This window comes from Mesorhizobium sp. WSM1343 (assembly GCF_055901535.1).
The window spans coordinates 1,658,907-1,682,794 of sequence record NZ_CM148370.1; the positions used below are offsets into that span (position 1 = coordinate 1,658,907).

Annotated in this window: 25 protein-coding genes and 1 riboswitch; of the genes, 11 read left to right on the top strand and 14 right to left on the bottom strand. The window is 64.2% G+C overall.

The annotated features are described in order from the left end of the window. Positions 1 to 65: 65 nt before the first annotated feature. Both metW and metX read right to left on the bottom strand, forming a co-directional pair. Complete coding sequence (gene metW / locus AC0NIL_RS08020) at positions 66 to 680, bottom strand: methionine biosynthesis protein MetW (RefSeq protein WP_013529385.1); 615 nt, start codon at positions 678 to 680, stop codon at positions 66 to 68. Positions 681 to 738: 58 nt separating this feature from the next. Beyond that, a complete protein-coding gene (gene metX, locus AC0NIL_RS08025) occupies positions 739 to 1,908 on the bottom strand; it encodes a homoserine O-acetyltransferase MetX (RefSeq protein ID WP_013529386.1) in 1,170 nt (389 codons plus the stop codon). Between the two features lie 114 nt (positions 1,909 to 2,022). Further along, positions 2,023 to 2,100, bottom strand: a riboswitch (SAM riboswitch). Positions 2,101 to 2,237: 137 nt separating this feature from the next. On the opposite strand from metX, the gene hisC reads away from it, so the two are divergent. Further along, positions 2,238 to 3,347 (top strand): histidinol-phosphate transaminase, encoded by a 1,110-nt coding sequence (gene hisC / locus AC0NIL_RS08030; protein WP_063173159.1) that lies wholly within the window; start codon positions 2,238 to 2,240, stop codon positions 3,345 to 3,347. A gap of 5 nt (positions 3,348 to 3,352) precedes the next feature. Continuing rightward, complete coding sequence (locus AC0NIL_RS08035; RefSeq protein ID WP_473572633.1) at positions 3,353 to 4,288, top strand: prephenate/arogenate dehydrogenase family protein; 936 nt, start codon at positions 3,353 to 3,355, stop codon at positions 4,286 to 4,288. A 7-nt stretch (positions 4,289 to 4,295) separates the two neighbouring features. On the opposite strand, the gene AC0NIL_RS08040 is transcribed toward AC0NIL_RS08035, so the two are convergent. Together AC0NIL_RS08040 and AC0NIL_RS08045 are read right to left on the bottom strand one after the other, a co-directional pair. Further along, positions 4,296 to 5,219 (bottom strand): sugar kinase, encoded by a 924-nt coding sequence (locus AC0NIL_RS08040; RefSeq protein WP_063173158.1) that lies wholly within the window; start codon positions 5,217 to 5,219, stop codon positions 4,296 to 4,298. A gap of 7 nt (positions 5,220 to 5,226) precedes the next feature. Then, entirely contained in the window at positions 5,227 to 6,225 is a 999-nt protein-coding gene (locus tag AC0NIL_RS08045) for a DUF2125 domain-containing protein (RefSeq protein ID WP_063173157.1), read from the bottom strand. Between the two features lie 142 nt (positions 6,226 to 6,367). On the opposite strand from AC0NIL_RS08045, the gene AC0NIL_RS08050 reads away from it, so the two are divergent. The 3 genes from AC0NIL_RS08050 (at position 6,368) to AC0NIL_RS08060 (ending at position 8,674) form a co-directional block, all read left to right on the top strand. After that, positions 6,368 to 6,889, top strand: a complete 522-nt coding sequence (locus AC0NIL_RS08050; RefSeq protein ID WP_473572632.1) for a gamma-glutamylcyclotransferase — start codon at positions 6,368 to 6,370, stop codon at positions 6,887 to 6,889. A 120-nt stretch (positions 6,890 to 7,009) separates the two neighbouring features. Beyond that, positions 7,010 to 7,957, top strand: a complete 948-nt coding sequence (locus AC0NIL_RS08055; protein ID WP_013529392.1) for an aldo/keto reductase — start codon at positions 7,010 to 7,012, stop codon at positions 7,955 to 7,957. Positions 7,958 to 8,047: 90 nt separating this feature from the next. Further along, positions 8,048 to 8,674, top strand: a complete 627-nt coding sequence (locus tag AC0NIL_RS08060) for a LysE family translocator (protein WP_473572631.1) — start codon at positions 8,048 to 8,050, stop codon at positions 8,672 to 8,674. Between the two features lie 25 nt (positions 8,675 to 8,699). Here the strand turns inward: AC0NIL_RS08060 and AC0NIL_RS08065 are convergent, their stop codons facing one another. Together AC0NIL_RS08065 and AC0NIL_RS08070 are read right to left on the bottom strand one after the other, a co-directional pair. Then, positions 8,700 to 9,500, bottom strand: coding sequence for a lysophospholipid acyltransferase family protein (locus tag AC0NIL_RS08065; protein WP_024503759.1), 801 nt, complete (start codon positions 9,498 to 9,500; stop codon positions 8,700 to 8,702). 119 nt (positions 9,501 to 9,619) lie between these two features. Further along, positions 9,620 to 10,522, bottom strand: a complete 903-nt coding sequence (locus tag AC0NIL_RS08070; protein ID WP_013529395.1) for a LysR family transcriptional regulator — start codon at positions 10,520 to 10,522, stop codon at positions 9,620 to 9,622. A gap of 119 nt (positions 10,523 to 10,641) precedes the next feature. On the opposite strand from AC0NIL_RS08070, the gene AC0NIL_RS08075 reads away from it, so the two are divergent. Both AC0NIL_RS08075 and AC0NIL_RS08080 read left to right on the top strand, forming a co-directional pair. Beyond that, positions 10,642 to 11,112 carry a nuclear transport factor 2 family protein gene (locus tag AC0NIL_RS08075; protein ID WP_224620164.1) on the top strand — a complete coding sequence of 157 codons (471 nt, stop codon included), beginning with the start codon at positions 10,642 to 10,644 and terminating at the stop codon, positions 11,110 to 11,112. A gap of 24 nt (positions 11,113 to 11,136) precedes the next feature. Further along, positions 11,137 to 11,769 (top strand): pyridoxamine 5'-phosphate oxidase family protein, encoded by a 633-nt coding sequence (locus AC0NIL_RS08080; protein ID WP_473572630.1) that lies wholly within the window; start codon positions 11,137 to 11,139, stop codon positions 11,767 to 11,769. A 2-nt stretch (positions 11,770 to 11,771) separates the two neighbouring features. Here AC0NIL_RS08080 and AC0NIL_RS08085 read toward each other — a convergent pair whose 3' ends face one another. The 3 genes from AC0NIL_RS08085 to ftsE all read right to left on the bottom strand — a co-directional run bounded on the left by AC0NIL_RS08085 (position 11,772) and on the right by ftsE (position 14,276). Further along, positions 11,772 to 12,497 carry a YdcF family protein gene (locus AC0NIL_RS08085; protein ID WP_013529398.1) on the bottom strand — a complete coding sequence of 242 codons (726 nt, stop codon included), beginning with the start codon at positions 12,495 to 12,497 and terminating at the stop codon, positions 11,772 to 11,774. 131 nt (positions 12,498 to 12,628) lie between these two features. Next, complete coding sequence (locus AC0NIL_RS08090) at positions 12,629 to 13,624, bottom strand: cell division protein FtsX (RefSeq protein WP_473572629.1); 996 nt, start codon at positions 13,622 to 13,624, stop codon at positions 12,629 to 12,631. Then, on the bottom strand, positions 13,617 to 14,276 hold the full coding sequence (ftsE, locus tag AC0NIL_RS08095; RefSeq protein WP_010911739.1) for a cell division ATP-binding protein FtsE: 660 nt from the start codon (positions 14,274 to 14,276) through the stop codon (positions 13,617 to 13,619). The genes AC0NIL_RS08090 and ftsE overlap by 8 nt, the downstream gene beginning before the upstream one ends. Positions 14,277 to 14,468: 192 nt before the next feature. Here ftsE and AC0NIL_RS08100 point away from each other — a divergent pair, with 192 nt between their 5' ends. The 3 genes from AC0NIL_RS08100 (at position 14,469) to AC0NIL_RS08110 (ending at position 16,284) form a co-directional block, all read left to right on the top strand. Continuing rightward, the gene (locus tag AC0NIL_RS08100) at positions 14,469 to 15,113 is read left to right on the top strand and encodes a hypothetical protein (RefSeq protein ID WP_013529400.1); all 645 of its coding nucleotides are present in this window, start codon (positions 14,469 to 14,471) and stop codon (positions 15,111 to 15,113) included. A 182-nt stretch (positions 15,114 to 15,295) separates the two neighbouring features. Beyond that, positions 15,296 to 15,838: a hypoxanthine phosphoribosyltransferase gene (gene hpt / locus AC0NIL_RS08105; protein ID WP_473572628.1), complete on the top strand. Its 543-nt coding sequence runs from the start codon at positions 15,296 to 15,298 to the stop codon at positions 15,836 to 15,838. Between the two features lie 74 nt (positions 15,839 to 15,912). Continuing rightward, positions 15,913 to 16,284, top strand: coding sequence for a response regulator (locus tag AC0NIL_RS08110; protein ID WP_024503765.1), 372 nt, complete (start codon positions 15,913 to 15,915; stop codon positions 16,282 to 16,284). On the opposite strand, the gene AC0NIL_RS08115 is transcribed toward AC0NIL_RS08110, so the two are convergent. Then, complete coding sequence (locus AC0NIL_RS08115) at positions 16,285 to 17,232, bottom strand: DMT family transporter (RefSeq protein WP_063173806.1); 948 nt, start codon at positions 17,230 to 17,232, stop codon at positions 16,285 to 16,287. It lies immediately after the preceding gene. A 222-nt stretch (positions 17,233 to 17,454) separates the two neighbouring features. On the opposite strand from AC0NIL_RS08115, the gene AC0NIL_RS08120 reads away from it, so the two are divergent. Beyond that, positions 17,455 to 18,336, top strand: coding sequence for a LysR family transcriptional regulator (locus AC0NIL_RS08120; RefSeq protein WP_024503767.1), 882 nt, complete (start codon positions 17,455 to 17,457; stop codon positions 18,334 to 18,336). Here the strand turns inward: AC0NIL_RS08120 and AC0NIL_RS08125 are convergent. The 4 genes from AC0NIL_RS08125 to lysA all read right to left on the bottom strand — a co-directional run bounded on the left by AC0NIL_RS08125 (position 18,315) and on the right by lysA (position 23,875). Continuing rightward, on the bottom strand, positions 18,315 to 18,686 hold the full coding sequence (locus AC0NIL_RS08125) for a glyoxalase superfamily protein (protein WP_473572627.1): 372 nt from the start codon (positions 18,684 to 18,686) through the stop codon (positions 18,315 to 18,317). The two genes, AC0NIL_RS08120 and AC0NIL_RS08125, sit on opposite strands and share 22 nt — an antisense overlap. Before the next feature lie 112 nt (positions 18,687 to 18,798). Next, on the bottom strand, positions 18,799 to 21,387 hold the full coding sequence (locus AC0NIL_RS08130; protein ID WP_473572626.1) for a TIGR02302 family protein: 2,589 nt from the start codon (positions 21,385 to 21,387) through the stop codon (positions 18,799 to 18,801). Positions 21,388 to 21,625: 238 nt separating this feature from the next. Further along, on the bottom strand, positions 21,626 to 22,567 hold the full coding sequence (locus AC0NIL_RS08135; protein WP_473572625.1) for a threonine/serine dehydratase: 942 nt from the start codon (positions 22,565 to 22,567) through the stop codon (positions 21,626 to 21,628). Between the two features lie 39 nt (positions 22,568 to 22,606). After that, the gene (gene lysA / locus AC0NIL_RS08140; protein ID WP_473572624.1) at positions 22,607 to 23,875 is read right to left on the bottom strand and encodes a diaminopimelate decarboxylase; all 1,269 of its coding nucleotides are present in this window, start codon (positions 23,873 to 23,875) and stop codon (positions 22,607 to 22,609) included. Positions 23,876 to 23,888: the final 13 nt, after the last annotated feature.

The window sequence follows — 23,888 nt, forward strand, 5'->3', positions numbered from 1 at the left end:
GGCGACTTTGCTCGGCGCCAAACACACTGTTGCTTGGCGAGTCGGGTCTTTGATCGGTGCGGAAATTACCGTTTCAGCAAGAACACTGCCTGCTGGCCGAAGAAGTTCCAGAACCACCACGGCATCGACAGGCCGATCTTCTGGCCGGCGGCGTCGAGGGCGGTTGCCTTCTCGACTGTCGCGCCGAGTTCGTCGCACAGATTGACGAAATCGCGGATGGTGCAGAAGTGGATGTTGGGCGTATCGTACCAGGAATAGGGCAGGTCCTTGGTCACCGGCATGCGGCCGTTGAGGAACAGCGACAGGCGCACACGCCAATGGCCGAAATTGGGGAAGGAGACGATGGCGCGGTTGCCGATCCTGAGCAGTTCGTCGAGCACCAGCTTCGGGTTGCGGGTGGCCTGCAGCGTCTGCGACAGGACGACGAAGTCAAAGCCCTTGTCGGGATAGAATTCGAGATCCTTGTCGGCATCGCCCTGGATGACCGAGAGGCCGCGCGCCACACATTCGTTGACGCCGCGCTGCGACAGCTCAAGTCCGCGGCCGTCGACCTGCTTGGTGTCCTGCAGCAGCTCGAGCAGCGAGCCGTCGCCCGAGCCGACATCGAGCACGCGCGACTGTGGCGGGATGAGGTTGGCGACGACTTCGAGGTCGACGCGCTGGTCGCGATTGACGCTCATGGCTTCGCCTCCCGCCTGGCGCGTGATCCCGATCGGAAAAGCCTGCAATTTTTCGAGATCATGCGCTCAGCCCTCTCGCCCGGGCCGCCGAGCCGATGAAGCCGTTTATCGCGGCAAACAGTTCCGGCTCGTCGAGCAGGAATGCGTCGTGGCCTCGGTCGGTCTCGATCTCGACGAAGGATACCGATGCGCCGGCGGCGTTGAGCGCATGCACGATCGAGCGGCTCTCCTCGGTCGGGAACAGCCAATCCGAAGTGAACGACACTAGGCAGAAGCGGGTTTTCGTGCCGGCGAAGGCATCGGCCAACCGGCCGCCATGGTCTGCGGCGAGGTCGAAATAGTCCATCGACCGCGTCATGTAGAGGTAGGAATTGGCGTCGAAGCGATCGACGAAGGTCATGCCCTGGTGCCGAAGATAGCTTTCGATCTGGAAGTCGGCGTCGAAGCCGAAGGTCAGCGCTTCGCGATCCTGCAGATTGCGGCCGAACTTGCGGTGCAGGGCGGCTTCCGACAGGTAAGTGATGTGGGCGGCCATGCGCGCTACCGCCAGGCCCTTTTCCGGGCGTTTGCCGTGCTCGAAATATTTGCCGCCATGCCAGTCCGGATCGGCCATGACAGCCTGCCGGCCAACCTCATGAAAGGCGATGTTCTGCGAGGAATGGCGCGCGCCGGTGGCGATCGGCAGTGCCGAGAAGACGCGCTCCGGATAGCTCGACGCCCATTCCAGCACCTGCATGCCGCCCATCGAGCCGCCCAGCACGCAGAATAGTTTCTCGATGCCGAAATGGTCGATCAGCATCTGCTGTGCCCGCACCATGTCGCGGATGGTGATGATCGGCAGGTCAAGCCCATAGGGCTTGCCGGTGGCGGGATTGGTCGAGGCCGGGCCGGTGGAGCCAAGGCAACCGCCGATGACGTTGGAGCAGATGACGAAGAAACGATTGGTGTCGATGATCTTGCCGGGGCCGATCAGCACTTCCCACCAGCCAGGCTTGCCGGTCACCGGATTGGTGCTGGCGACGTGCTGGTCTCCGGTCAGCGCATGGCAGACGAGGATGGCGTTGGAGCGGGCATCGTTCAGCGTGCCATAGGTCTGGTAGGCGATCTGGAACGGTGACAGCAGCGTGCCGGCGTCCAGCTTGAGCGGCTTGTCGGATCCAAAACGCAAAACCGGGCTCGACGGTTGGTCGACCTCGTTGTTGGTTTTGCGGGCACGCAGAACGGCCATGACATCCATCTCACACTTTGAGCCCACGCATCGCGCTCGTCGAAAGTCGATGCCGATACGGGTGTCCGGCCGGCGCGGACAACAAAAAACCGGCATTGCGGTCGCAAAGCCGGTTACAGGATGCAAACGGCCCTTTAGCAAGTTGTTTAACGTGGCTGCAAGCCGACCGGCCAAATCACCACGGAAGTTCACTCCCCTTCTAGGGCTGTGGCGCGCCGGCGTCAACGGCCTGCCTTGGGCGGGAGGCTGTCGCCTCTCGACATTGCAGGCCACGGCTTGTATTTCCGCTGCGGCTTCCCTCAGGAAGCGTTCTCGACGGATTTTGCGACATGAGCCAGACACCGGACCAGGCACGTCCAACCCCGCGCGCGGGCATCATGGACATAGACGCCTATGTGCCGGGCAAGAGCACGGCGCCTGCCGGCGTCGCCAAGGTCCACAAGCTGTCCTCCAACGAGAACCCGCTCGGGCCCTCGCCGAAGGCGATCGAAGCCGCGCGCGAGATTGCCGGAAAGCTTGACGTCTATCCCGACGGCACCGCCAGGCGGCTGCGCGAAGCGATCGCCGAGGTGCATGGCCTCAACCCGCAGAACATCATCTGCTCCAACGGCTCCGACGAGATCCTCGGCCTGCTGGCGCAGACCTATCTGGCGCCCGGCGACGAGGCCGTCATCACCGAGCACGCCTTCATGGTCTACAAGATCTACATCCAGTCGGCGGGCGCCGTTCCGGTGACGATCAAGGAAACAGACGAGCGCGCCGATATCGACGCCATCCTGGCCGCCGTCACGCCGCGTACCAAGATCGTGTTCCTCGCCAATCCCAACAATCCGACCGGCACCTATGTGCCGTTCCAGGAGGTGCGCCGGCTGCATGCCGGTCTGCCCAGGCACGTGCTTCTGGTGCTCGACGCGGCCTATGCCGAATATGTTCGCCGCAACGACTATGAGGCCGGCATCGAACTGGTCGGCAGCGCAGAGAACGTGGTGATGACCCGGACCTTCTCCAAGATCGGCCTTGGCGGGGCGCGGATCGGCTGGATGTACGGGCCGATGCACATTGTCGACGCCATCAACCGCGTGCGCGGCCCCTTCAACGTCAATGCGACGGCGATCGAGGCCGGCATCGCCGCCATTCGCGATCGCGCCCATGTCGAGCGCAGCGTGGCGCACAACGAGACCTGGCTGGCCTGGCTGAGTGAGGAATTCACAAAGCTTGGGTTGCGGGTGACGCCCAGCGTCGGCAATTTCATCCTCATTCATTTTCCCGAGGACCAGAAACATTCGGCAGCGGCGGCGGACGACTATCTGACGGCGCGCGGCTATATATTGCGGCGCGTTTCGGGCTATGGCTTTCCCAACGCGCTGCGCATGACCGTCGGTACCGAAGAGGCCAATCGCGGCGTTGTCGCCGCTCTCACGACATTCCTGAAAAGCTAGAAACCATGACATCACCGATGTTTGAAAAGATCGCGCTGGTCGGCATCGGCCTGATCGGCTCGTCGCTGGCCCGCGTCATCCGCCGCGAGGGCCTCGCCCGCCACGTATCCATCTCGACCCGCAGTGCGGCGACGCTGGAACGGGCCGAGGAGCTTGGGCTGGGCGATAGCTATAGCACCGATGCGAGAGAAGCTGTCCGCGATGCCGACCTGGTCATCATTTCGGTGCCGGTCGGCTCGTCCGGCACGGTTGCCGAGGAAATCGCGCCGGCGCTGAAGCCGGGCGCGATCCTCACCGATGTCGGCTCGACCAAGGCGTCTGTCATTGCGCAAATGCAGCCTTATGTGCCTGAAGGTGTCCATTTCATTCCCGGCCACCCGCTGGCGGGCACAGAAAAATCCGGCCCCGACGCCGGTTTCGCCGACCTGTTCGACAATCGCTGGTGCATCTTCACGCCGCTGCCCGACACCGACCCGGACGCGTTGGAGAGGCTGTCGGAGTTCTGGCGGCGCTGCGGCGCCAACATCGACACGATGGATCCCCAGCATCACGATATGACGCTGGCCATCGTCTCGCATCTGCCGCACATCATCGCCTACAACATCGTCGGCACCGCCGATGATCTGCAGTCGGTGACCAAATCCGAAGTGATCAAATATTCGGCTTCCGGCTTCCGCGACTTCACCCGCCTTGCCGCCTCCGACCCGACCATGTGGCGGGATGTCTGCCTGCACAACAAGGACGCCATCCTCGAAATGCTGGCGCGGTTCTCGGAAGATCTGGCCTCGCTGCAGCGCGCAATCCGCTGGGGCGACGGCGAAAAACTCTTCGACCTGTTCACCCGCACCCGCGCCGTGCGCCGCTCGATCATCGAAGCCGGCCAGGACATCGACGTTCCCGATTTCGGCCGTCAGGCGGTCGAGCACCCCGCGAAGGGCTAGGTCTGTCTCAGGCAGGCCAGGTCTGCGCAACCATGGCCAGCGTCTCGGCTCGGTTCGGCGCGCCAAGTCTGCCGCCGAAGCGCAGGCATTTGAGCGCCGCGGCCGCACTGGCAAACCGCAAAGCCTGCTCGACCGGCATGGCTTCCGCCAGCCCGACGGCGAAGGCGCCGTGAAAGACATCGCCGGCGGCGAGCGTGTCGACCGCCTTGATTTTCGGCGCCGCGACATGGCGCACGCAGCCAGCGCGACGGTCGTGCCACCAACTGCCCGCCGCGCCGCCTGTCACTGCGACAAAAGCGTCGCTGCGGCTGGCGAGATCGGCGCAAGCCGTTTCCGGATCGAGCGCCTGGCCGCAGACGATGCGCGCTGCCGGCTCCGAAGCGATGATGTGCGTAGCGAGCGGCAACAACTGCTCAAGGACCTCCAGCGGCGCGGTGTCGGCATCGAGGATCGCCGGACGGCCGATGGCGCGCGCCGCCTTCAGGGCGAGTGCCGCCGCACCCGGCCAGCGGACATCGACCAGAACGGCATCGAATGCCATGAGGTCGGCGACCGGCAGGACGTCGGGATCGGCCTGGGCAAGCCTGTCATAGAACGGCACGATGATGCGCTCGCCATGCGCGTCGACCAGGATCGAGGCCAGCGCCGAGCGGGCACCTCTGACGCGCCGCACGAAGGTGCAATCGACGCCTTCGGCCTCTATGCCGGCGATGAGCTGGTCGGCGACGGCATCGTCGCCGGCACTCGCCCACAGCGATACCTCGGCGCCCAGGCGATGGGCGGCGCAGGCGGCGCTGGTGGCCATGCCCGAGGCGATCTGGACGCCGTCGGAGGCCATGAACTTGCCCTGATGCATGGGCAGCGTCTCGACGTGCAGGATGGTGTCCAGCGTCAAAGCGCCAACGCTCAGCAGCTTCACGGGTTTTGCCATGGCTGAGCTATTCGACCGGCTTGATCTTGCCCAGCGGAATGAAGCCGAGCGAGGCCTTGCCCCTGACCACCTTCAGCGGCATGGACGGTTCGTTGCCGAGCACCGCCAGGGCAGAAAAACCCTGCTCGATCTGGCTTTTCTGCTCGGGTATGGCGGTGCCGAGGATGGCCGCCACCGCCTTCGGGTCCTTCAACCTGATCATCAGGTCGGCGTTGACCAGGCCCTCGGCATCGACCGAGAGCGGTCCCGAAACGGTGATGCGCGCCGTCCCCGACGACAGGTCAAGGTTGCGGATTTCGATCGCCTGGCCACGAAGGCTCTTCACCCGCGTGCCGATCAGTGCGACGCCGTTCTTCAATGTCACGTCGCCGCTGGCATCGAGCGCCGGAAGCACGCGCCCTCCAATTGCGTCGGGGTCGACCTCGAGATCGCCGAAACTGCCGAGATAGTCGATATCCTCGCCGTTGGGCTGCAACTGACCTGATGCCTTGCCGGCACTGAACAGTTGCACCGGATCGGTATCGTCGGCCGGATCGGTCTGGCCGGAAAGGCCCTCTGCCTCCAGCGAAATCCGCCGCGGCAGCGGCCACCACAATTTGAAATTGGCCTGCAGATTGTCCCAGTCGATCCACAGCGGCACCATGTCCGGCACGGAGGTCCTGAGCGGGCCGCGCAGATTGGCAACCGGCGACAGAGGCTGGATGATCTGGGCGGCTGCGTTGAAACTGCCGGCCGAGGCCGCAATGTTCTTGGCATCGTCCTCATAGGCGAGGTTGTCGCAGGAGACGGTAAAGCTCAAGGGATAGCCGCTGACCTGGAGATTGGCGCAGCCGGCCTGGACGCCATTCTTGTTGAGCGTGGCAACCGCCTTGTCGGCCTCGCTCCTGACGCGGTCAGCCAGATAGAACCAGCCGCCGCTGTAGAGGGCGAACAGCACGACGATGAATGCTGCAAGCCAGATCAGGCGGCGACGTTTGTTCGGCTGGCGTTCGTCACTTGACGTCATGCTTTGGCTCTCGTTAACGCATGGGTATTGCGGACGGGTAGTCGATTCCGCCAGGTGGACAGACGAATAGTTAGACGGGACGGGCGGAAAAAACACCGGTCCGGGTGCGGTGTTGGCATCTTTTGCAATCAGGCGCGGCGATATGGGCGATTTTTGGGTGTTTGGCTATGGCTCGCTGATCTGGCGGCCGGGATTCGCGCATGTCGAAACACAGCGTGCCCGCCTGCATGGCTACCGGCGCTCGCTCTGCGTCTATTCCTTCGTGCATCGCGGCACGCGCGAGCGGCCGGGGCTGGTGCTCGGCCTCGATCGTGGCGGGTCCTGCGTCGGCCTCGCATTCCGCGTCCCCGGCGACTTGCGCGACGAGGTTATGGCCTATCTGCGCGAGCGCGAGCTGGTCACCAATGTCTATCTGGAGCGTCTGCTCAAGGTTCGCCTCGACGGCGGCGGTGCGGTCGACGCGGTGGTTTACATTGTCGACCGCCAGCACGAGCAATATGCCGGAGCGCTCGACGCTGCAGATGCGGCGGCCGTGGTGCGCGGTGCGGTCGGCCAGTCCGGCAACAACGAGGACTATGTGCTGAGCACGCTGGAGCATCTCGAGGCGCTGGGCATTCGCGATCATTGGCTGGAAGAGGTGGCGCTGCAGGTCGCGCCTTTGTGAAGCTGGCTCTGCGGAAAAAGGCCGCCAGGCCTTTGACCTCGTTCAGGCAAGACCTAGGTTAGGCTCCAACCCTCAGCCCGCGGGCGCCATTTGCCCGCCCAATCATCCCGGAGATCCGCCTTGCAGAAACGTCGTCTCGGTCGCACCGACTTGTCCATCGCGCCGCTGGTTCTGGGCGGCAACGTCTTCGGCTGGACTGCCGACGAGAAAACCTCGTTCGACCTGCTCGACCGCTTCGTCGGCGCCGGCCTCAACGCCATCGATACGGCGGACGCCTATTCGCGCTGGGTTCCAGGCCACAAGGGCGGCGAATCGGAAACCATCATCGGTAAATGGATGAAAGACCGTGGCAATCGCGACAAGGTCGTGGTGATCACCAAGGTCGGTTCGGATATGGGACAGGGGCACAAGGACCTGTCCGCCGCCTACATCGAAAAGGCCGTCGACGCATCGTTGAAGCGGCTGCAGACCGAATTCATCGATCTCTATCTGTCGCATTGGCCGGATCCTGCGACGCCCTATGAGGAAACGCTTGGCGCCTACGAGAAGCTGCTCGCCAAGGGCAAGATTCGCTATGCCGGGTGCTCTAACCTCGACGCCGGCCAGTTGCGTGCGGCACTCGATGTGGCGAGCCTGCGCAGTCTGCCGCGCTACGAGGTGCTGCAGCCGGAATACAATCTTTACGATCGCTCATCCTTTGACGGGCCGTTGCGCGATCTGTGCGTGGCCGAGGACATCGGCGTCATCACCTATTTCAGCCTGGCCAAAGGTTTCCTCAGCGGCAAATACCGCAGCGAGGCCGATCTCGGCCAAAGCCCGCGTGGCGGCGGCGTGAAGGACTATCTCAATGCGCGCGGCATGCGCATCCTTGCGGCACTCGACGCGGTGTCATCAAGGCATTCGGCCAAGCAGGCGGAAGTCGCGCTTGCCTGGGTGATCGCTCGGCCGGGCGTCACCGCGCCGATCGCCAGCGCCACCAAGCCCGAGCAGATGGACAGCCTGATCAAGGCGGCGTCGCTGAAGCTGAGCGCCGCCGACATGGCCGAACTCGACAAAGCGAGCGACTGAAGTTTCGGCGGCCGCTCCTCGCACGAACGTCCAAGACGACCCTCTTGTCTTGCCATAGCCTCCTTCGCACGGGGCAAGACAGAGGGTGAGATGACTGAGCCGCTTCTTTTGCAGCCGGATCTTTGGCGCCAGTTGTGCGCGCTCGTGCTTGCCTCCGCCGTCATCATGGGCAGCCCGGGGCCGGCAACGATAAGCGTCACCGCCGTTGGTGCCGCCTTCGGTTTGCGCCATTCCCTGGGCTATGCCTGGGGAATCATCCTGGGCACGATCGCCGTGCTTTTGGTTGTCGCGACCGGGGTCATGGCAGTGCTCACCTCGATGCCGAAGCTGGCGCCGTTGCTGGCTTTGGCCTCCGCGGCCTACATCCTCTATCTCGCCTTCAAGATCGCTACGGCGCCGCCGCTGGCGGCGCACGCCGCCGAGGCTTCGCGTCCCACATGGCTGGCTGGATTTCTTCTCGCGGTCGCCAATCCAAAGGCCTATGTGGCGATCGCCGCCGTGTTCGCCGGTGCTTCGTCCAAACAGGGCGCCACTGAGCCTGGTCTATGGCTGAAGCTGACGGTTCTCGCCCTGATGATCGTTGCCATCCACGCTCTGTGGCTTGTCGCGGGGGCTGGGTTCGCGCGCTTCCTGCGCCGGCCGGCGGCCTCGCGGATCATCAACCTGGTCTTTGCCGTGACGCTGGTGTTGACCACCGCGCTGGCGGTGTTCGGCTGAGAACTGCCGGCCGGAGACTTCCGGTTCAGACTTTGGTTCTTGCGGCGTTGTCCAGCTCTTGCAGCCTTTTCGCCGCTGTCGGCGGCAAGGCAGGCGGGTTCGGGCCGCGCGCCGCATCAATCAGGAACTGGTCGCAGGCAGCTTCGGTCTCGCCGATCAGCCGGGCCATGAATTCGTCCTTGCTCAGTCCCGGTGGGATCGGCGGCAGGAAACGCGCCTTGATGGTGCCGGGATAGCGCAGGAATTTGCGGCGCGGCCAATAGAGGCCGGCGACATGGGCAACCGGCACCACCGGAACACCAAGCTGCGTGTAGATTTCGACGATGCCGTATTTGTAGGCCGGTTCGTCGCCCGGCGCGCGTCTTGTCCCTTCGGGGTAGATGATGAGCTGGCGAGGGTTGCGCGCCATCTCTTCCTTGGTCGCGGCGACCACGGCCTTCAGTGCTTTCGAACGGCTGCCGCGATGAACCGGGATCATGCGCATCTTCATGATGTACCAGCCGAAGAACGGGATCCAGGTCAGCTCGCGCTTGAGGATGTAGAGCGGGTCCTGAAGGAAGGGGAAGAAGGCGATCGCGTCCCAGAACGACTGGTGCTTTGGTGCCAGGATGAAGGAGCCTTCGGGCAGGTTTTCCCGGCCGGTGATCTCGTTCTTCGTTCCGGCGATCTTTTCGTAAAGCCACATCGAGGTGCGCGACCAGAATTTCGGCACGAACCAGGCGCGGTGCCGGGGCGACAGGAAATAGTAGGGGGTCCAGAGGATCATCTGGACGATCAGGTTGACGTAGAAGACGAAATTGAACGTCAGCGATCTGATGTAGAGCATTGGGGGAGCCCGGTGAGGAGGTGAGCGTTGGTTACACCAAGCGCGGGAAAAAAGGAAATGGCCGCAGGGCGCTTTGGGTGGCGACGAAGAACGGCCACCGATGGGTTGGCCTGGTTCCGCTACATCAGCCGCGCCAGCCGCGCCTTCAGGCGCGGAGCGGCAAAATCGAGGAAGGCGCGCAGCTTGACCGGCAGCAGGCCATGGCCCGCATGCACCAGGCTTACCGGCCATGGCGCCGGCTCGAATTCCTGCAGCAGGACGCGCAGCGCGCCGGACCGCAGCGCGGCTTCGATCTGGTAGGAAAGCACACGCGTCAGCCCGACGCCGGCAATCGCGGCATCGATGGCCGCTTCGGCGGTGTTGACCTGAAGCCGCGAGCGGACCCGAACCGGGATTTCGGCCTTGCCCTTGATGAAGCTCCAACTGGCGGCGGAGGCGAGCCCCTCGAAGGTGATGCAATCGTGTGTTTCCAGATCCTCCGGGGTCGTTGGCGTGCCGTGTTCGGCCAGATAGGCCGGGCTGGCGCAGACGACGCGGCGGATCGCGCCGACGCCGATGGCGACCAGGCTCGAATCGGGCAATCGGCCGATGCGGATGGCGAGATCGAAATGGTCCTCGACCAGCTGGGTTATGCGATCGGCCAATGTCAGGCGGATGTCCACGTCGGGATAGGCGGCGAGAAAGCCGGTGACGACCGGCAGCACGTGCAGGCGGCCAAAGACGACCGGCGCGGTGATGGCCAGTTCGCCGGTCGGAACACTGTATTCGCCGGCGGCCGTGCGTTCGGCCTCGCCGACGTCGTCCAGGATGCGGCGGCAGGCGGCAAGATAGGCCTGGCCGGCATCGGTCGGTGTCAGCCGTCGCGTCGAACGATTCAGGAGGCGTGTGTTCAGATGGCGCTCGAGATCGGAAATCTTGCGGCTGACCGTCGCCAGCGGAATGCCGAAACGGCGGCTGGCCGCGGAAAGGCTGCCGGCCTCGACCGCGGCGACGAAGAGCGACATGGCCTCGAGACGATCCATAGCTTCTTCCGAAAAATGGAAGGACAAGTTACGAATATGCCACCTGCCTTTGAATGATGGAAGGCTTATATTCCGGTCTGTCGGCCCTGCCTGCAGCATGGCCTCGCACAGGAGTTGCCATGTCCGAAGCCCGCCCGCCGCTGCCGCCGTTTACCGCCGAGACCGCAGCGCAGAAGGCGCGCATGGCCGAGGATGCCTGGAATTCACGCGATCCAGCGCGGGTCGCGCTCGCCTATACAAAGGACAGCCGCTGGCGCAACCGCGCCGAATTCCTGCAAGGCCGCGACGCCATCCAGGCCTTCCTGACGCGCAAATGGAGCCGCGAGCTCGACTACCGGCTGATCAAGGAGGTCTGGGCCTTCCACGGCAACCGCATCGCCGTGCGTTTCGCCTACGAATGGCGCGACGACAGCGGTTCATGGTTCCGCAGCTACGGCAACGAGAACTGGGAATTCGACGAACAGGGGCTGATGCGTCTGCGCATCGCCAGCATCAACGACCTGCCGATCGGCGAGGCCGATCGTAAGTATCACTGGCCGCTCGGCCGGCGGCCGGACGACCACCCGACATTGTCGGAGCTCGGGCTTTAGCATCTTGCCGCAAGGAAGCTTTCGATGAACGCACATGCTTTCACCAGCGACGTCGCCTTCACGCCGACCGTCAAGGCGATCCAGGCCCGCAAGGGCTCACGTCAGTCCTATGCCCGCGTCGAGGAGCGTGGCGGCTGGCAGGCCGGCATCACCTCGGACCTTGCCGCCTTCATCGAAATGCAGACCAGCGTCTTCCTGTCGACGGCCAATGGCGATGGCCAGCCCTACATCCAGCATCGCGGCGGGCCGGCCGGCTTCCTCAAGGTGCTGGACGAACACACGATCGGCTTCGCGGATTTTGCCGGCAACCGGCAGTTCATCACGCAGGGCAATCTGGCCGACAACCCGCAGGCCTTCCTGTTCCTCATCGACTATATGCACCGCCAGCGCATCAAGCTCTGGGGCACCGCGCGCGTCGTCGAGAACGATGCCGATCTGATGGCGAAGCTGATGCCGCAGGATTACAAGGCGCGCCCCGAGCAGGTCATCCTGTTCACGGTCTCGGCCTGGGATGCCAATTGCCCGCAGCATATCCCGCAACGGTTCGAGGCGGCCGACGTAGCGGCCGCACTCGGCGAGCGAGATAAGCGGATCGAACGCCTCGAACAGGAGATCGCACGGCTCAAGGGGAATTCAGGCGCGGCCGCCGGGAACTAGGTTCAGCCGCCGGCCGCGGTTTCGGCCAGCGCGATGCCGTTGGGCGTCGGCTTGACCGGCACGATGCCGCGCGCCAGCGCCAGCAGGTATTTGTTGTATTCGGTGAACAGCACGCGCAACGCCCGCGGTTTGGTCAGCCAGCCGCCATTGTCGAGGTTGGAATTGACCACCGGATAGGGCTCGAGCTTGGCGCCGTGCAGCAGCCGGCCCATCTCAAGCAGGCTGCGCGGCATATGATAATTGTTGGTGACGAGGATCACCGTGCCATAGGCGTGGCTCTCCACCCATTTGGCGCTTTCCTCGGCATTGCCGATCGTGTCGAGCGCAGCGCGGTCGATGTCGACGCAACAGGAGAACAGATTCTTGTCGCCGCCGGTTGCCGCCTGCAGCTGGCGACGGCTGGCCGAAGGATGCACGCCGCTGATCAGCAGCCGTTCGCCCTTGCCGGACGCCAGCAGATCCATCGCGGCATCGAGGCGGGACTGGCCGCCGGTCAAGACAATGATCGCGTCTGCCCTGGCCGGATTGGCGGGCGTCGTCAGGTGACTGACCTTGTTGGCGAACCAACCGAAACCGCCGGCAAACAAAGTTGCGAGGATGAGGACGGAGAGGGCGGACAGGCGCAACGTGGCTCTTAGACGGCTCACAGCGCGGCGGTCATGCGAACGTGCAACCACCACTGGCATCTGCCCAGCCGTACCGGTCGAATCCCGCGCGTCCATCACCATATGGTTAATCCTGAAATGCGGCCTTGGGTAGGTAAAAGACGCACTTTGCGTTACGCGAATTCTCTATTCGTGATCACCCTGTTTATCCATGTCGTTGTCCCAAAACCGGTTCTCACTTTGGACGACATGAATTAGCCTGCATCCGGTTGGCGGACATCGATGTCGCTGAGATAGGCAACGACGGTGGCGTGCGAGGTTGCCGCCGTCAGTCCGCCGATCACCAGCACCATCAAGACGACACCGAGATAGCCTGCCGAACCGATGGCAAAATTGCCGAACAGGGCGGTCGCCTGGTCGGCCTGCGGCGTCGCCATGTTGCGCGACGACCACCAGGAAAAGACGATGAACACGAGCACTGCGGCGGCACCGCCGGCCGCCGCTCCCTTCATGCCGGTGACCAGGAAATGCCGGCGGAATTCGCGCGCGATAAAGCGTGCCTCGGCGCCGACGAAATGCAGGACTTCGATGATGTGACCGTTGCCGGCCATGGCGCCGCGCGTCGCGAACACCACGGTCAGCACCGTCGCCGACAGCATCAGCGCCAGCACGGCGATGCCGATGGTCACCGTGGTGCGGGCCATCGCCACCAGCCGGTCGACCCAGGTGCGGTGATCGTCGAGCGATGCGCTCGGCAGTTTCGGGGTGATCGCGGCGCGTATGGCGGCGAAATCGGGCGGGCTGTTCTCGTCGATGGTGACGATGATCAGTCGCGGCACCGGCAATTCGTCGATGTTGAGGCCCGAGCCCAGCCAGGGCTCAAGGAGCCGCGCGGTCGCCTCGCGGTCGATGATCCGGGTCGCCTTGACGCCGGGGAATTCGCCGGCGATCTGGGAGGCCTGGGTAAGGGCCGCTTCCATGTCGAGGCCCTCGACCGGCTTGATCTGGATCGTTGCCTCGCGTGAAATCTGGTTTTCCCAGACGGACGCTGTGTCGCGCACCAGCGTCACCGCGCCGAAAGTCAGGCAGGACAGGAAGGTCATGATGGCGATGACCAGCACCAGCGCCCGGCCGGCGATGTTCTGCGCCGGCACGATCGGCGCCATCCTGCGCTGGGCGCGCGGCTTTGCTTCGGTCGCCTCGGCGTCCTGCTCCCTTTCCACAAAATGTTCGGCGGACAGTTCAGTCATAGATATCCAGCCTTCCCCCGGCCAGGATCATGCGGCGCGCGTCGACCTGTTCCATCAGGCCGAGGTCGTGGGTGGCGATCACCACGGCGGTGCCGAGACGGTTGAGTTCGATGAACAGCCGCAGCAGGCGTCGCGCCAGCGGCGGATCGACATTGCCGGTCGGTTCGTCGGCGAGCAGGATTTCCGGCTGCTCGATCAGCGCCCGCGCGATCGCGGCGCGCTGCTTCTCGCCACCGGACAGAACCGGCGGCAGCACATGCATGCGTTCGCCCAGCCCGACCCACTTCAACAGCTCGGTGACATCGGTGCGGTAGCTCGCCTCCTCGCGCCCGCGCACGCGCAGCGGCAGCGCGACGTTCTCATAGGTGGTCATGTGGTCGAGCAGCCGAAAATCCTGGAACACCACGCCGATCCGGCGTCTGAGATGCGGCAGCTCGGTGCGGGAAATGCGGGAGCGATCCTTGCCGAAGATGGTGATCAGCCCGCGCGTCGGCTTCAGCGACATGAACAGCAGGCGCAGCAAGGTCGTCTTGCCGGCGCCCGAAGGCCCGCTGAGGAACTGGAAGGAGCGCTCCGGAATGTGCAGGGAGATGTCGCGGAGGATTTCCGGACCCATGCCATAGCGGAGGCCGACATTTTCGAAGCGAATCAATTTCGACGACCTGAAATTCGGCACGGCAGTGAGCCGGCCTGTTCTGGGTAAAGACCATCGGCCGGCATGGTTAACCGGCGGTTAATTCCTAGGCTCTTTCGACTCGTCACGAGGGCTCCGGTGGGGAAGCGTTAACCATTTGTGTTTACGCAAAAGAAACGAAAAGCGAACACGTGCTGCAATGCTGGGGCCATGATGGCTGACGATCGAACCGCGCGCCCGGTTTCCGGCGAAATCATGACCGATCCGGCGGCAATTGCCGCGGCGGACCGGTTCATGCGCGGTTCGGCCGCCGACATCATCGATGCCGATTACGTGGTGATGCCGCGCCCTGCACCTGCCGTGGAAAGCGTTTCGCCGCTGCCGCGTGCGATCGTCATGCCACCCATCGAGGGCATGGACATGCTGCGCAAGCCCGAAGCCCCGCCGGAGCGGCCGCCAGCCTCGCGCGGCGGGCCGATCTTCTGGATCGCCGGCATCGGCGCTGCCTTGGCCGCCTTCTGGGTTTCGGGCGGGCACGCGCTGGTGCGCCAGGTGCCGTTCCTGTCCAGCGCGCAAGCGTCGGCGCTCAGCATTTCGGGCGTCACGTCACGCGTCGATGCTTCCGGACCGAACCCTGCGCTGTTCGTCGATGGCGAGGCCGCCAATGACGGCGCCAAACCGGCGCAGCTGCCGCCGCTTGAAATCCGGGTGACCGGCAATGACGGGCACATCACCCGCTATACGTTGGGGACATCCGGCCGTTCGCTGGCCTCTGGCGAAAGATTCGGCTTTGCCAGCCGGCTCGACGTGCCTAGAAACGGTGTAAGAACTGTATCGGTCACCTTCGCCGAATAGCGTGTGCTGATATTCAGGTGAGACTGGCCGAAAACGGCGGTTTCCTGCGCTTCCGGTGCTCACGTACTTCAGTACGCTCCGCTCCGGTTCTCGGAAACCACCGTTTTCGACTCAGCCTGACCTGAATCTCAACACATGCTGGGCGTGAACGCGTTTAGGCAAGAAAATCAGCGGGGCGAAAAATGCCAATTGTACGCGGCAAGGACATCGAAGTTCTGTTTTCTGCATCGGCGATCGCGCGGCGCAATCTCGAACTCGCCAAGGAGATTGCCGGACACGACTACCATGACCTCCTGGTGATTTCGGTGCTGAAGGGGTCGTTCATCTTCGCCGCAGATCTCATCCGCGCCATGCACGATGTCGGCCTGTCGCCGGAGGTGGAATTCATCTTCATCTCCAGCTATGGCGCCGGCACCAGCAGCGGTGAGGTGAGGGTGCTGCGCGACATCGACAATGAGGTCGCTGGCCGCGACGTGCTGCTGATCGACGACATTCTCGAATCGGGCAAGACGCTGAGCTTCACCCGGGAGCTGATGCTGTCGCGGGGCGCCAAGAGCTGTTCGATCGCCGTGCTGCTCGACAAGCGCATGCGCCGCCAGACCGAACTCAATGCCGATTATGTCGGCTTCGACTGCCCCGACTATTTCGTCGTCGGCTACGGCATGGATGTAGCCCATGCCTTTCGCGAGTTGCCCTTTGTCGGTGTCGTCAAAGGGAATGCCTGAGCGGCATCAAAAAGGTTTGCTGATCCTCAGCGCTTTCAGGAAAAGTCAACTTTTGGCGGCCAAATATGCCGGCCATGGCAAAGCTTCTGATCGTCGAGGACGATGAGTCCGTCCGCACCCTGGCCGCCCGCGCGCTTGAACGCGCCGGGCACACAATCGATATCGCGGCGGATGGCGCGCAGGGGCTTGCGCTGATCCAGGCCGCGCGTGGCGGATATGATCTCGTCGTCTCCGATATCCGCATGCCGGAGATGGACGGCATCGAGATGGCGATAGCGGCGGCAGCATTGTTTCCCGCCATCAAGATCGTGCTGATGACCGGCTATGCCGACCAGCGCGAGCGCGCCGAGGAATTGAACGGCATCATCCTCGATGTCGTGCAGAAGCCCTTCACGCTGGCTGAAATCCGCTCGCGTGTCGAACGGGCGCTGATCTGCTTCGCCTGATCAGGCTGGGTCGGCGGCAGCGAGCACAGGTGGAGTACTCTTGCGCCGTTCGGTGCTGAGCGCCAGCAGGCCGGCGCCGATGATCAAGGCGGCACCGATCACGGTCGTCGACCGCGGCACCTCGGCGAAGAACAGGAAACCCCACAGCGGCGACCACAGGATGCCGGTATATTCGAAGGTGGCAACGCGGTTGGCCGGCGCCATCCGGTAAGCCTGCGACAGCAGGATCATGCCGGCGGAGGCGACGAAACCGCAGGCGGCCATCTTGAGAAAATCCGGCAGCGTCGGCCAAAGCCATGGCCGTACCAGGAATTCCAGGCTGGGGTGGACGGCGTGGGTTATGCCGGCAAGGTGAAACGCGCCGGCAACCACGGCGGCGCCAACCAGATAGGCGCCGTTCTGATAGAAGGCCATCACGGTGGACGATTCGGTGTCGCCGATCTTGCGGGCCATCAGCTGCGAAAAACCATAGAGCGCCGCCGAGCCCAGCGACAGCAGCGCTGCCCAGTCGAACAGCCCTGCGCCGGGGCGCAGCATCACGAGGACGCCGAACAAGCCGATCAGCACGGTTGCCAGTGTCTGCCAGGAGACGCGCTCGCCAAGGTAGGGCCCGGCCAGCACCATGATGAACAGCGGCGCCATGAAATAAAGCGCCACCGCATCGGCAAGCGGCAAGGCGGCGATGGCCAGATAGTACATCGTATAGGAGGTGAACTGGATGAAGGCGCGCACCGTCAGCATGCCGGATCGCTTCGACAGGATCGCCCGCAAGCCAACATCAGCATGGACCAAAACGATGAGGATCGGCAGAGCGACGATCGAGCGGATCGCCATCACCTCGGTCACTGGATAACCGCTCGACACGGCTTTGACGAGCGGATCCTGCAGCGAAAAGACCAGCACGCCGAGGCACAGGCTCAGGATGCCGCCCACCATCCGATTTTGCATCTGCATCCAGGCTCCTGCGCGTACGATCCGAAGCTGCCGCCTGCGGGGTAAAAAGAACCCGCCACCGTTTCGGGCAGCGGGCACGAGTGAGGACTCTTGATTGGTCCGCGGCTGATTTCGCAGCCGCATATCCAATGGGTGAGGCGACTATCATCCGCCGTTTGACATGTTGCAAACGAATTGGAATGATGCCAGCAATCAAATTCTCTTATGGCGGATTTCATGCGGCCGACCCTCGACAGCGACCTCCTGCGCACCTTCGTGGCGATTGCCGAGACCGGCAATTTCACCAAGGCGGCGGAGCAGGCCGGCCGCACCCAATCCGCGGTGTCGATGCAGATGAAGAAGCTCGAAGATCTGATCGGCGCCAGCCTGTTCGAGCGCGGTTCGCGCGGCGTCGCGTTGACGCGGCGCGGCGGCGAACTCATCGTCAACGCCCGCCGCATCGTCTCGCTGCTCGACGAGACGTCGGCATCGATGGCGGCAGCGCCGCTTGGCGGGCCGGTGCGCATCGGCATTCCGGAGGAATATGGCCACGCCATCCTGTCGCGCGCGCTCGGCGCTTTCTCGAAGCGTCATACGCAGGTCGAGGTCACCGTGCGCTATGCCCATTCCGGGGCACAGATGGCGGCGCTCGCTGCCGGCGAGCTCGATCTGTGCGTGGTGTTCGAATGGCAGGATCCCGCCGGCGGCGAAGTGCTGATGCACGACCCGACCGTGTGGGTGACATCGTCCCTGCATCACATGCATGAGGAACAGCCGGTGCCGATCGCGCTCTACAACCGGGCCGGCTGGTGCAAGGACTTCGCTATCAAATCGTTGGAGCAGCGCGATCTTGCCTATCGTGTCGCCTATACCAGCGACACCACCGGCGGCCTCAAGCTCGCCGTCACCTCCGGGCTGGCGATCGCGCCGATCTCGCGCAGCAACATTCCGGACGGCTGTCGTGAACTGACCACGGCGGACGGATTCGGCGCCATCGATTCCTCGAACGTGGTGATGCACCGCAACCCGAACGCGTCAGGCGAGGCGATCGACGGCATGCAGGATGCGATCCGCGAAGCCTTCGTCAACAGGCTCAGTCAGCCGGCGGCATCCTCGTAGAAATGCAGCCTGTTGCCGAACGGATCGGCGACCGATACCTCGCGGGTCTTCCAAGGCGTCTCTTCCACGCCTGGCCTGGCGAAGCGGTAGTTTTTGCCGATCAGCTCGCCATGAAGAGCCGTGATGTCCTCGACCTCGATGCGCACGGCGATGCCGGGTGCACCGTCGCCATGATGTTCGCTGAGATGCAGGACGCAGCCGTCGCGGCCGATCGCCATGTAGAGCGGCGCGTCGTCGGCGAAGCGATGTTCCCACTGCACCTTGAAGTCGAGGAAGTCGACATAGAATTCACGCGCCTTGGCAATGTCGAAGATGCGCAGGATGGGTGTGACGGCGCCAAGTCTGGGCATGGTGGTGCAACCGTGCGAGAGGGTTTTCAGGTGGGATGGACGGGGGCGGCAATCCCTTTGTTTTTTCGCAATTCCGGACGGAAAACCGCTTCACATATTTCCTGGAATTGCTCTATTTCAGCTCGAGCAGCCGTTCCAGATAGCTGCGTTCGATGTCAGGGCTGAGCGCATTGCCGAGCCGCTTGCGGATCGCTTCCAGAATCTGGCGGGCGCGCTGGACGTCGATCTCGTCGGGCACCTTCACCGAATCGCCGAAATCGGGACCCTGGCTGGCGCGGGGCCGGCCGAGCGGATCGCGATCGGCGTTCTGCTGGCGGCCGCCTTCCTCGCCGCCACCCTGGTCGCCCTGCATGGCCTGCATCTGCTTCATCATGTCCTTGGCGCCCTTGCGCAGCGCTTCCAGCGCCCGGCCCTGATGGCCGACGGCCGCATCGCCTTCGCCCTCGCCGAGTGCCTGTTCGGCATTGCCCATGGACTTGCCGGCCTCGCCAAATCCTTCATTGGGCTCCATACCCATGCCTTCGAGGCCCTTCTTCAGCTGTTCGAGGTCGCTCTGCAACTGGCCCTGGCCCTGCTGCAGCTGTTTCAGCGCATCGGCGAATTCCTGGGGCGTCATCGGCTTTTGCCGGGCGAGCGGATCGCGGTCTTCGCCGACGCCGGGTCTGTCCTCATCCTGGCCGCCTTCGCCGAGCTGCTCGTCACGGTTCTGCCCGCGCTGGCGCTCGCCGCGCTGCATCTGATCCATGCGGAAGGTGTCGTTCATCATCTCCTGCTGACGGCGCAGGATCTCGCCCAGCTTGTCCATCTGCTGGCGCATCTCGCTGTCCTGCTGACCGCCTTGCTGCTGACGGCCGGCCTGCAGATTGTTCATCATGTCCTGCAGTTGCGACAGCAATTGCTGGGCCTTGTCGCGATCACCGGACTTCGCCAGGTTCTCGATCTGGTCCATCATGCGATCGATGTCGCTCTGGCGCAGTTCCTGGCCATTCTGCTGCATCTGCGGGGCGTTGGGATTTTGCTTGGCGCGCTCCGCGAATTCCTGCAGGAACTGGTTCATCGCCTCGCGCAGTTCCTTCATCGCCTTTTCGATTTCAGCGTCGCTGGCGCCATTCTTGATGGCGTCCTGCAGCGCCTGTTGCGCCTGGCGCAGCCGCTTTTCGGCGGCCGAAAGATTGCCTTCCTCGATGCCGAGCGCGATTTCCCAGAGATAGGAGACCTCGCTGCGCAATTGATCGTCGCTGTCGGCCATCTTCAGCCGGGTGCGGGCGCTCATGATGGCGAGGTAGTGGGACATGTTGTCGAAGGTGTCTTCCGGCCGCAGCGTGATGGCGTCCATCAGGTCGAGCACGCGCGGCTTGGCGTTGGCGTCGAGCGCCAGCAGGCGGCGCTGTTCGATCACGGCGCGTGCCAGCGGATTGGCGAAGGGCCGCTCCGGCATCAGCAGCGTCTTGGTTTCGCTCGATGCGGTGTGCCCGGCATCGTCGGTGGCGACCAGCGTCAGCTTGATGCCGCTGCCGGCCCAGACATGCTCGGTCAGGTCCTTCGAGGTCCTGGCGGCGTTCGACTTGCCGCCGCGGCGCGGCAGCGCCAGCGGCATTTCAGGTGCACCGTACAGTGGACGCGCATTCGGCGCCTGCGGATCGGCGAGCGCGAACACCGCCTTGGCGGTGGCGGCGCCATAGTCGTCGTCGATCTGGTAGTTGAGCTCGAAGGCGCCGTTGGCGGCGCGCTTGGGCTCGCCGACGAAGCGGATCTGCGGCGGCTTGTCCGATACGACCGCGAAGGCCCAGCGGCCGAGCTGGTCCTCGCCCGACGTCAGCGTCAGCGTGCCGTCGCCGGTCAGCTTGCTGGTGAACTGGCGCACCTTGGACGGCGTAGCCGGGCTTGCAGCCGGCTTGGCGGCGGCCTGCGGCGCAGCCGGGTCGATGGCGCGGGAATTGCCATTCTTGTCGGCGTAGCCGAGCGTTTCCTCGCCTGAGCCGCCCGTCACGCGCAGCGAAACGTCACTGCCTTCGGGAACCGTAAAGGTCGGGATGGCCTGGTTGGCGTCGGCGGTCAGGAAGATCGGCGGCTTGCCGGTGTAGGACGGCGGCGTCACCCAGGCGTCGATGCGCGGCGGCACGATATCGCGCGCGCCATGGGCATTGAACCCGTCGCTGATCCTGCCGCCCGTCGGTCCGAAGGAGAAGGCGAAGGCGGTAACGAGCAAAAGTGCCGCCACCGCGCGCAGGGCCCAAGGGTCGCGCTCCGGCACGCGCGTCCGCGGCAGGTCGGCGCCGAGGTTGTCGAGCTTTCCGGCCATGCGCTTCTGGTGTTCGCGCCATAGCGCCTGCGAGAAGCTGCTTTCCCGGCCGCTTGGCCGGTCGGTCTGCACCAGCACCGGGCTGTGCAACAGTTGATTGGCTGCCTCGATGCGGCGGTCGATTTCGCCGGCGCCCGGCAGGCGGAAGAAACGCAGGGGATAAAGCGCGGCCAGTGCTGCTATGGCAAAGGCAGCGACCAGGCCGATGCGCGTCATATCCGGCAGCCGGGAGAATAGCCCGAGCCAGGAGATGCTGAGGAACAGGCTGGCAACGATGACCAGGGGAAGCAGCAACGGCCAGCCGCGCTCGACCACCATCGAGACCCGCGTGGCCAGCCTGCTCAAAGCCAGCCGCCTGGCGAGGCCGCGATCGCTGCTGAAGGTGGGTCGTTGCGTCATCGGCCCTTCCTTGAGCCTATGGCATCCCGAAACCGGGATGCGGCCCTATCCCTTTGAGCATGATCTGTTCCGAAAGGGATTCCATGTTTCGGGATCATGCTGTGGAGCGGGCAGATAGCCCGACGCCTCACGACTCAAAGAATACCAGCAAACACGGCAAAGGCGAGGCGGTTCGAAAAAACGTGAAGTGGACCGTTATAGTTCCATCCTGCATACCCTTTAGAAGGTGGTAGGCACTTTAGAAGGTAGCGGGGTCCGCATTCGCCCCGCAAACCAGCACGGCGAGCCGTTCGCCCTGCGCCGGCGCATAGCGGCCCGACAGGATCGCGGCAAAGGCGGCCGCACCTCCCGGCTCGGAGATGATGCGGGTTCGGTTCCACAGCGCCTTTTGCGCGGCGACGATGTCGTCGTCGCCGACCAGGATCGAGCGTTCCACATAGGCCTCGGCGATCGGGAACATCATTTCGCCGACGCGCTTTGGCGCCAGCGAATCGGCGGCGATGCCCTCGGCCGGCGCATCGACGGGGTGTCCGGCCTCGAAGGCGCGATGCAGCGTCGGCGCTCCTTCCGGCTCGACGGCGATGATGCGGATGCGGCCGGCAAACCAGGCAGCGATGCCGCCGATCAGGCCGCCGCCGCCGACAGCGACCAGCAGCGTGTCGATCCGAGGCAAATCGGCCTCGATTTCGAGCCCGAGCGTGCCTTGGCCGACGAGCGTTTCCTCCTGGTTGAAGGCATGGATCTGCAAGGCGCCGGTCTCCTCGGCGAATCGTTCGCTGGCCGCCAGCGCCTCGGCGTAGCGGGCGCCGCCGACGATCAGCTCGGCGCCATAGGAGCGGATTCGCTCCAGTTTGGCTGGCGGGCTCACCTCGGGAACGAAGATGGTAGCCTTGTGGCCGAGCCGCATGGCGGCATAGGCGACGGCCGCACCATGGTTGCCGCCCGATGCGGCGACGACACCGGCTGCGGGAACCGGCCGCTCCAGGAGATTGGTGAAGGCGCCGCGCGCCTTGAACGAGCCGGAATGCTGCAGGCATTCGAGCTTCAGGTCGACGGCCAGCGGCGGCCGGTCGAAGTCGGCCATGTCGACGCGAAGTACTGGCGTGTGCCTGATATAGGGGCGGATGCGCGGTTCCATCGCGGCAATGCGCTCGCGTGTGACGGTGATGCCGTTCGTCATGATTGCTCCCTGTGACGGGTAGGTATGTTCCCAGCGCTTCTATGCAAGCCAGTCGGGCACGGAATCCAGCCTGATCAGGTCGTCATAGGTCAGGCGTGGGCGCACGACGTGGAACCGGTCGCCGTCGACCAGCACTTCCGGAACCAGCAAGCGGGTGTTGTAGGTACCGGCCTGCACCGCGCCATAGGCGCCCGCGGTGGAGACGGCAATCAGGTCGCCGGCCTTCAGCCTGGGCAGATCGCGGTCCAGGCCGATATAATCGCCGGTCTCGCAGACCGGGCCGACGACGTCGACCATCATGCGCGGCGTGTCCGCCGGCGGCTGCACGACTGGACGGATATCGTGGAAGGCATCGTAGAGCGTCGGCCGGATGAGATCGTTCATGGCGGCGTCGACGACGAGGAAGTTCTTGGCGTCGCCTTCTTTTACGAAGATCACTTCCGAGACGAGGATACCGGCATTGCCTACGATCAGCCGGCCCGGCTCGAACATTACCTTCAGCCCGAGCTTGGTGACATGCTTCCTGACGATCTGGGCATAGGCATCGGGCAGCGGCGGCGGGTTGTTGTCGACGCGATAGGGGATGCCGAGGCCGCCGCCGAGGTCGATATGCTCGATGGCATGGCCGTCCGCCCGCAGCGCGCCGACCAGATCGACAAGCAGGGCGAATGCGTCGTCGAAGGGCTGCAGCTCGGTGATCTGGCTGCCGATATGGGTGTCGATGCCGGTGATCCTGATGCCGGGAAGCTTTGCCGCGCGGGCATAGACCTGCCGCGCCCGCTGCCACGGGATGCCGAACTTGTTCTCGGCCTTGCCAGTGGAGATCTTCTTGTGGGTCCTGGCGTCGACATCGGGATTGATGCGCAGCGAGATCGGCGCCACCTTGCCGAGGGCAACGGCTCGCGCCGACAACAGCTCGAGTTCAGGCTCGGACTCGACGTTGAAGCAGAGGATGCCGGCGGCAAGGGCAAAGTCCATTTCGCGCGCGGTCTTGCCGACGCCCGAAAACAGGATCTTGCCGGCCGGAATGCCGGCGGCCAGCGCCCGGCGCAATTCACCTTCCGAAACCACGTCGGCGCCGGCGCCGAGCTTCGCCAGCGTCCGCAGGACGGCCTGGTTGGAATTGGCCTTCATGGCGTAGCAGACCAGCGTGTCGAGCCCGGTGAAAGACTGGGCAAACACCCGGTAGTGCCTGGTCAGGGTGGCCGTCGAATAGCAGTAGAATGGCGTGCCGACCTGTGCGGCGATATCTGGTATCGCCACGCCCTCGGCATGGAGCACGCCATCGCGGTAGTCGAAATGGTTCACGGGAGTGGTTCCG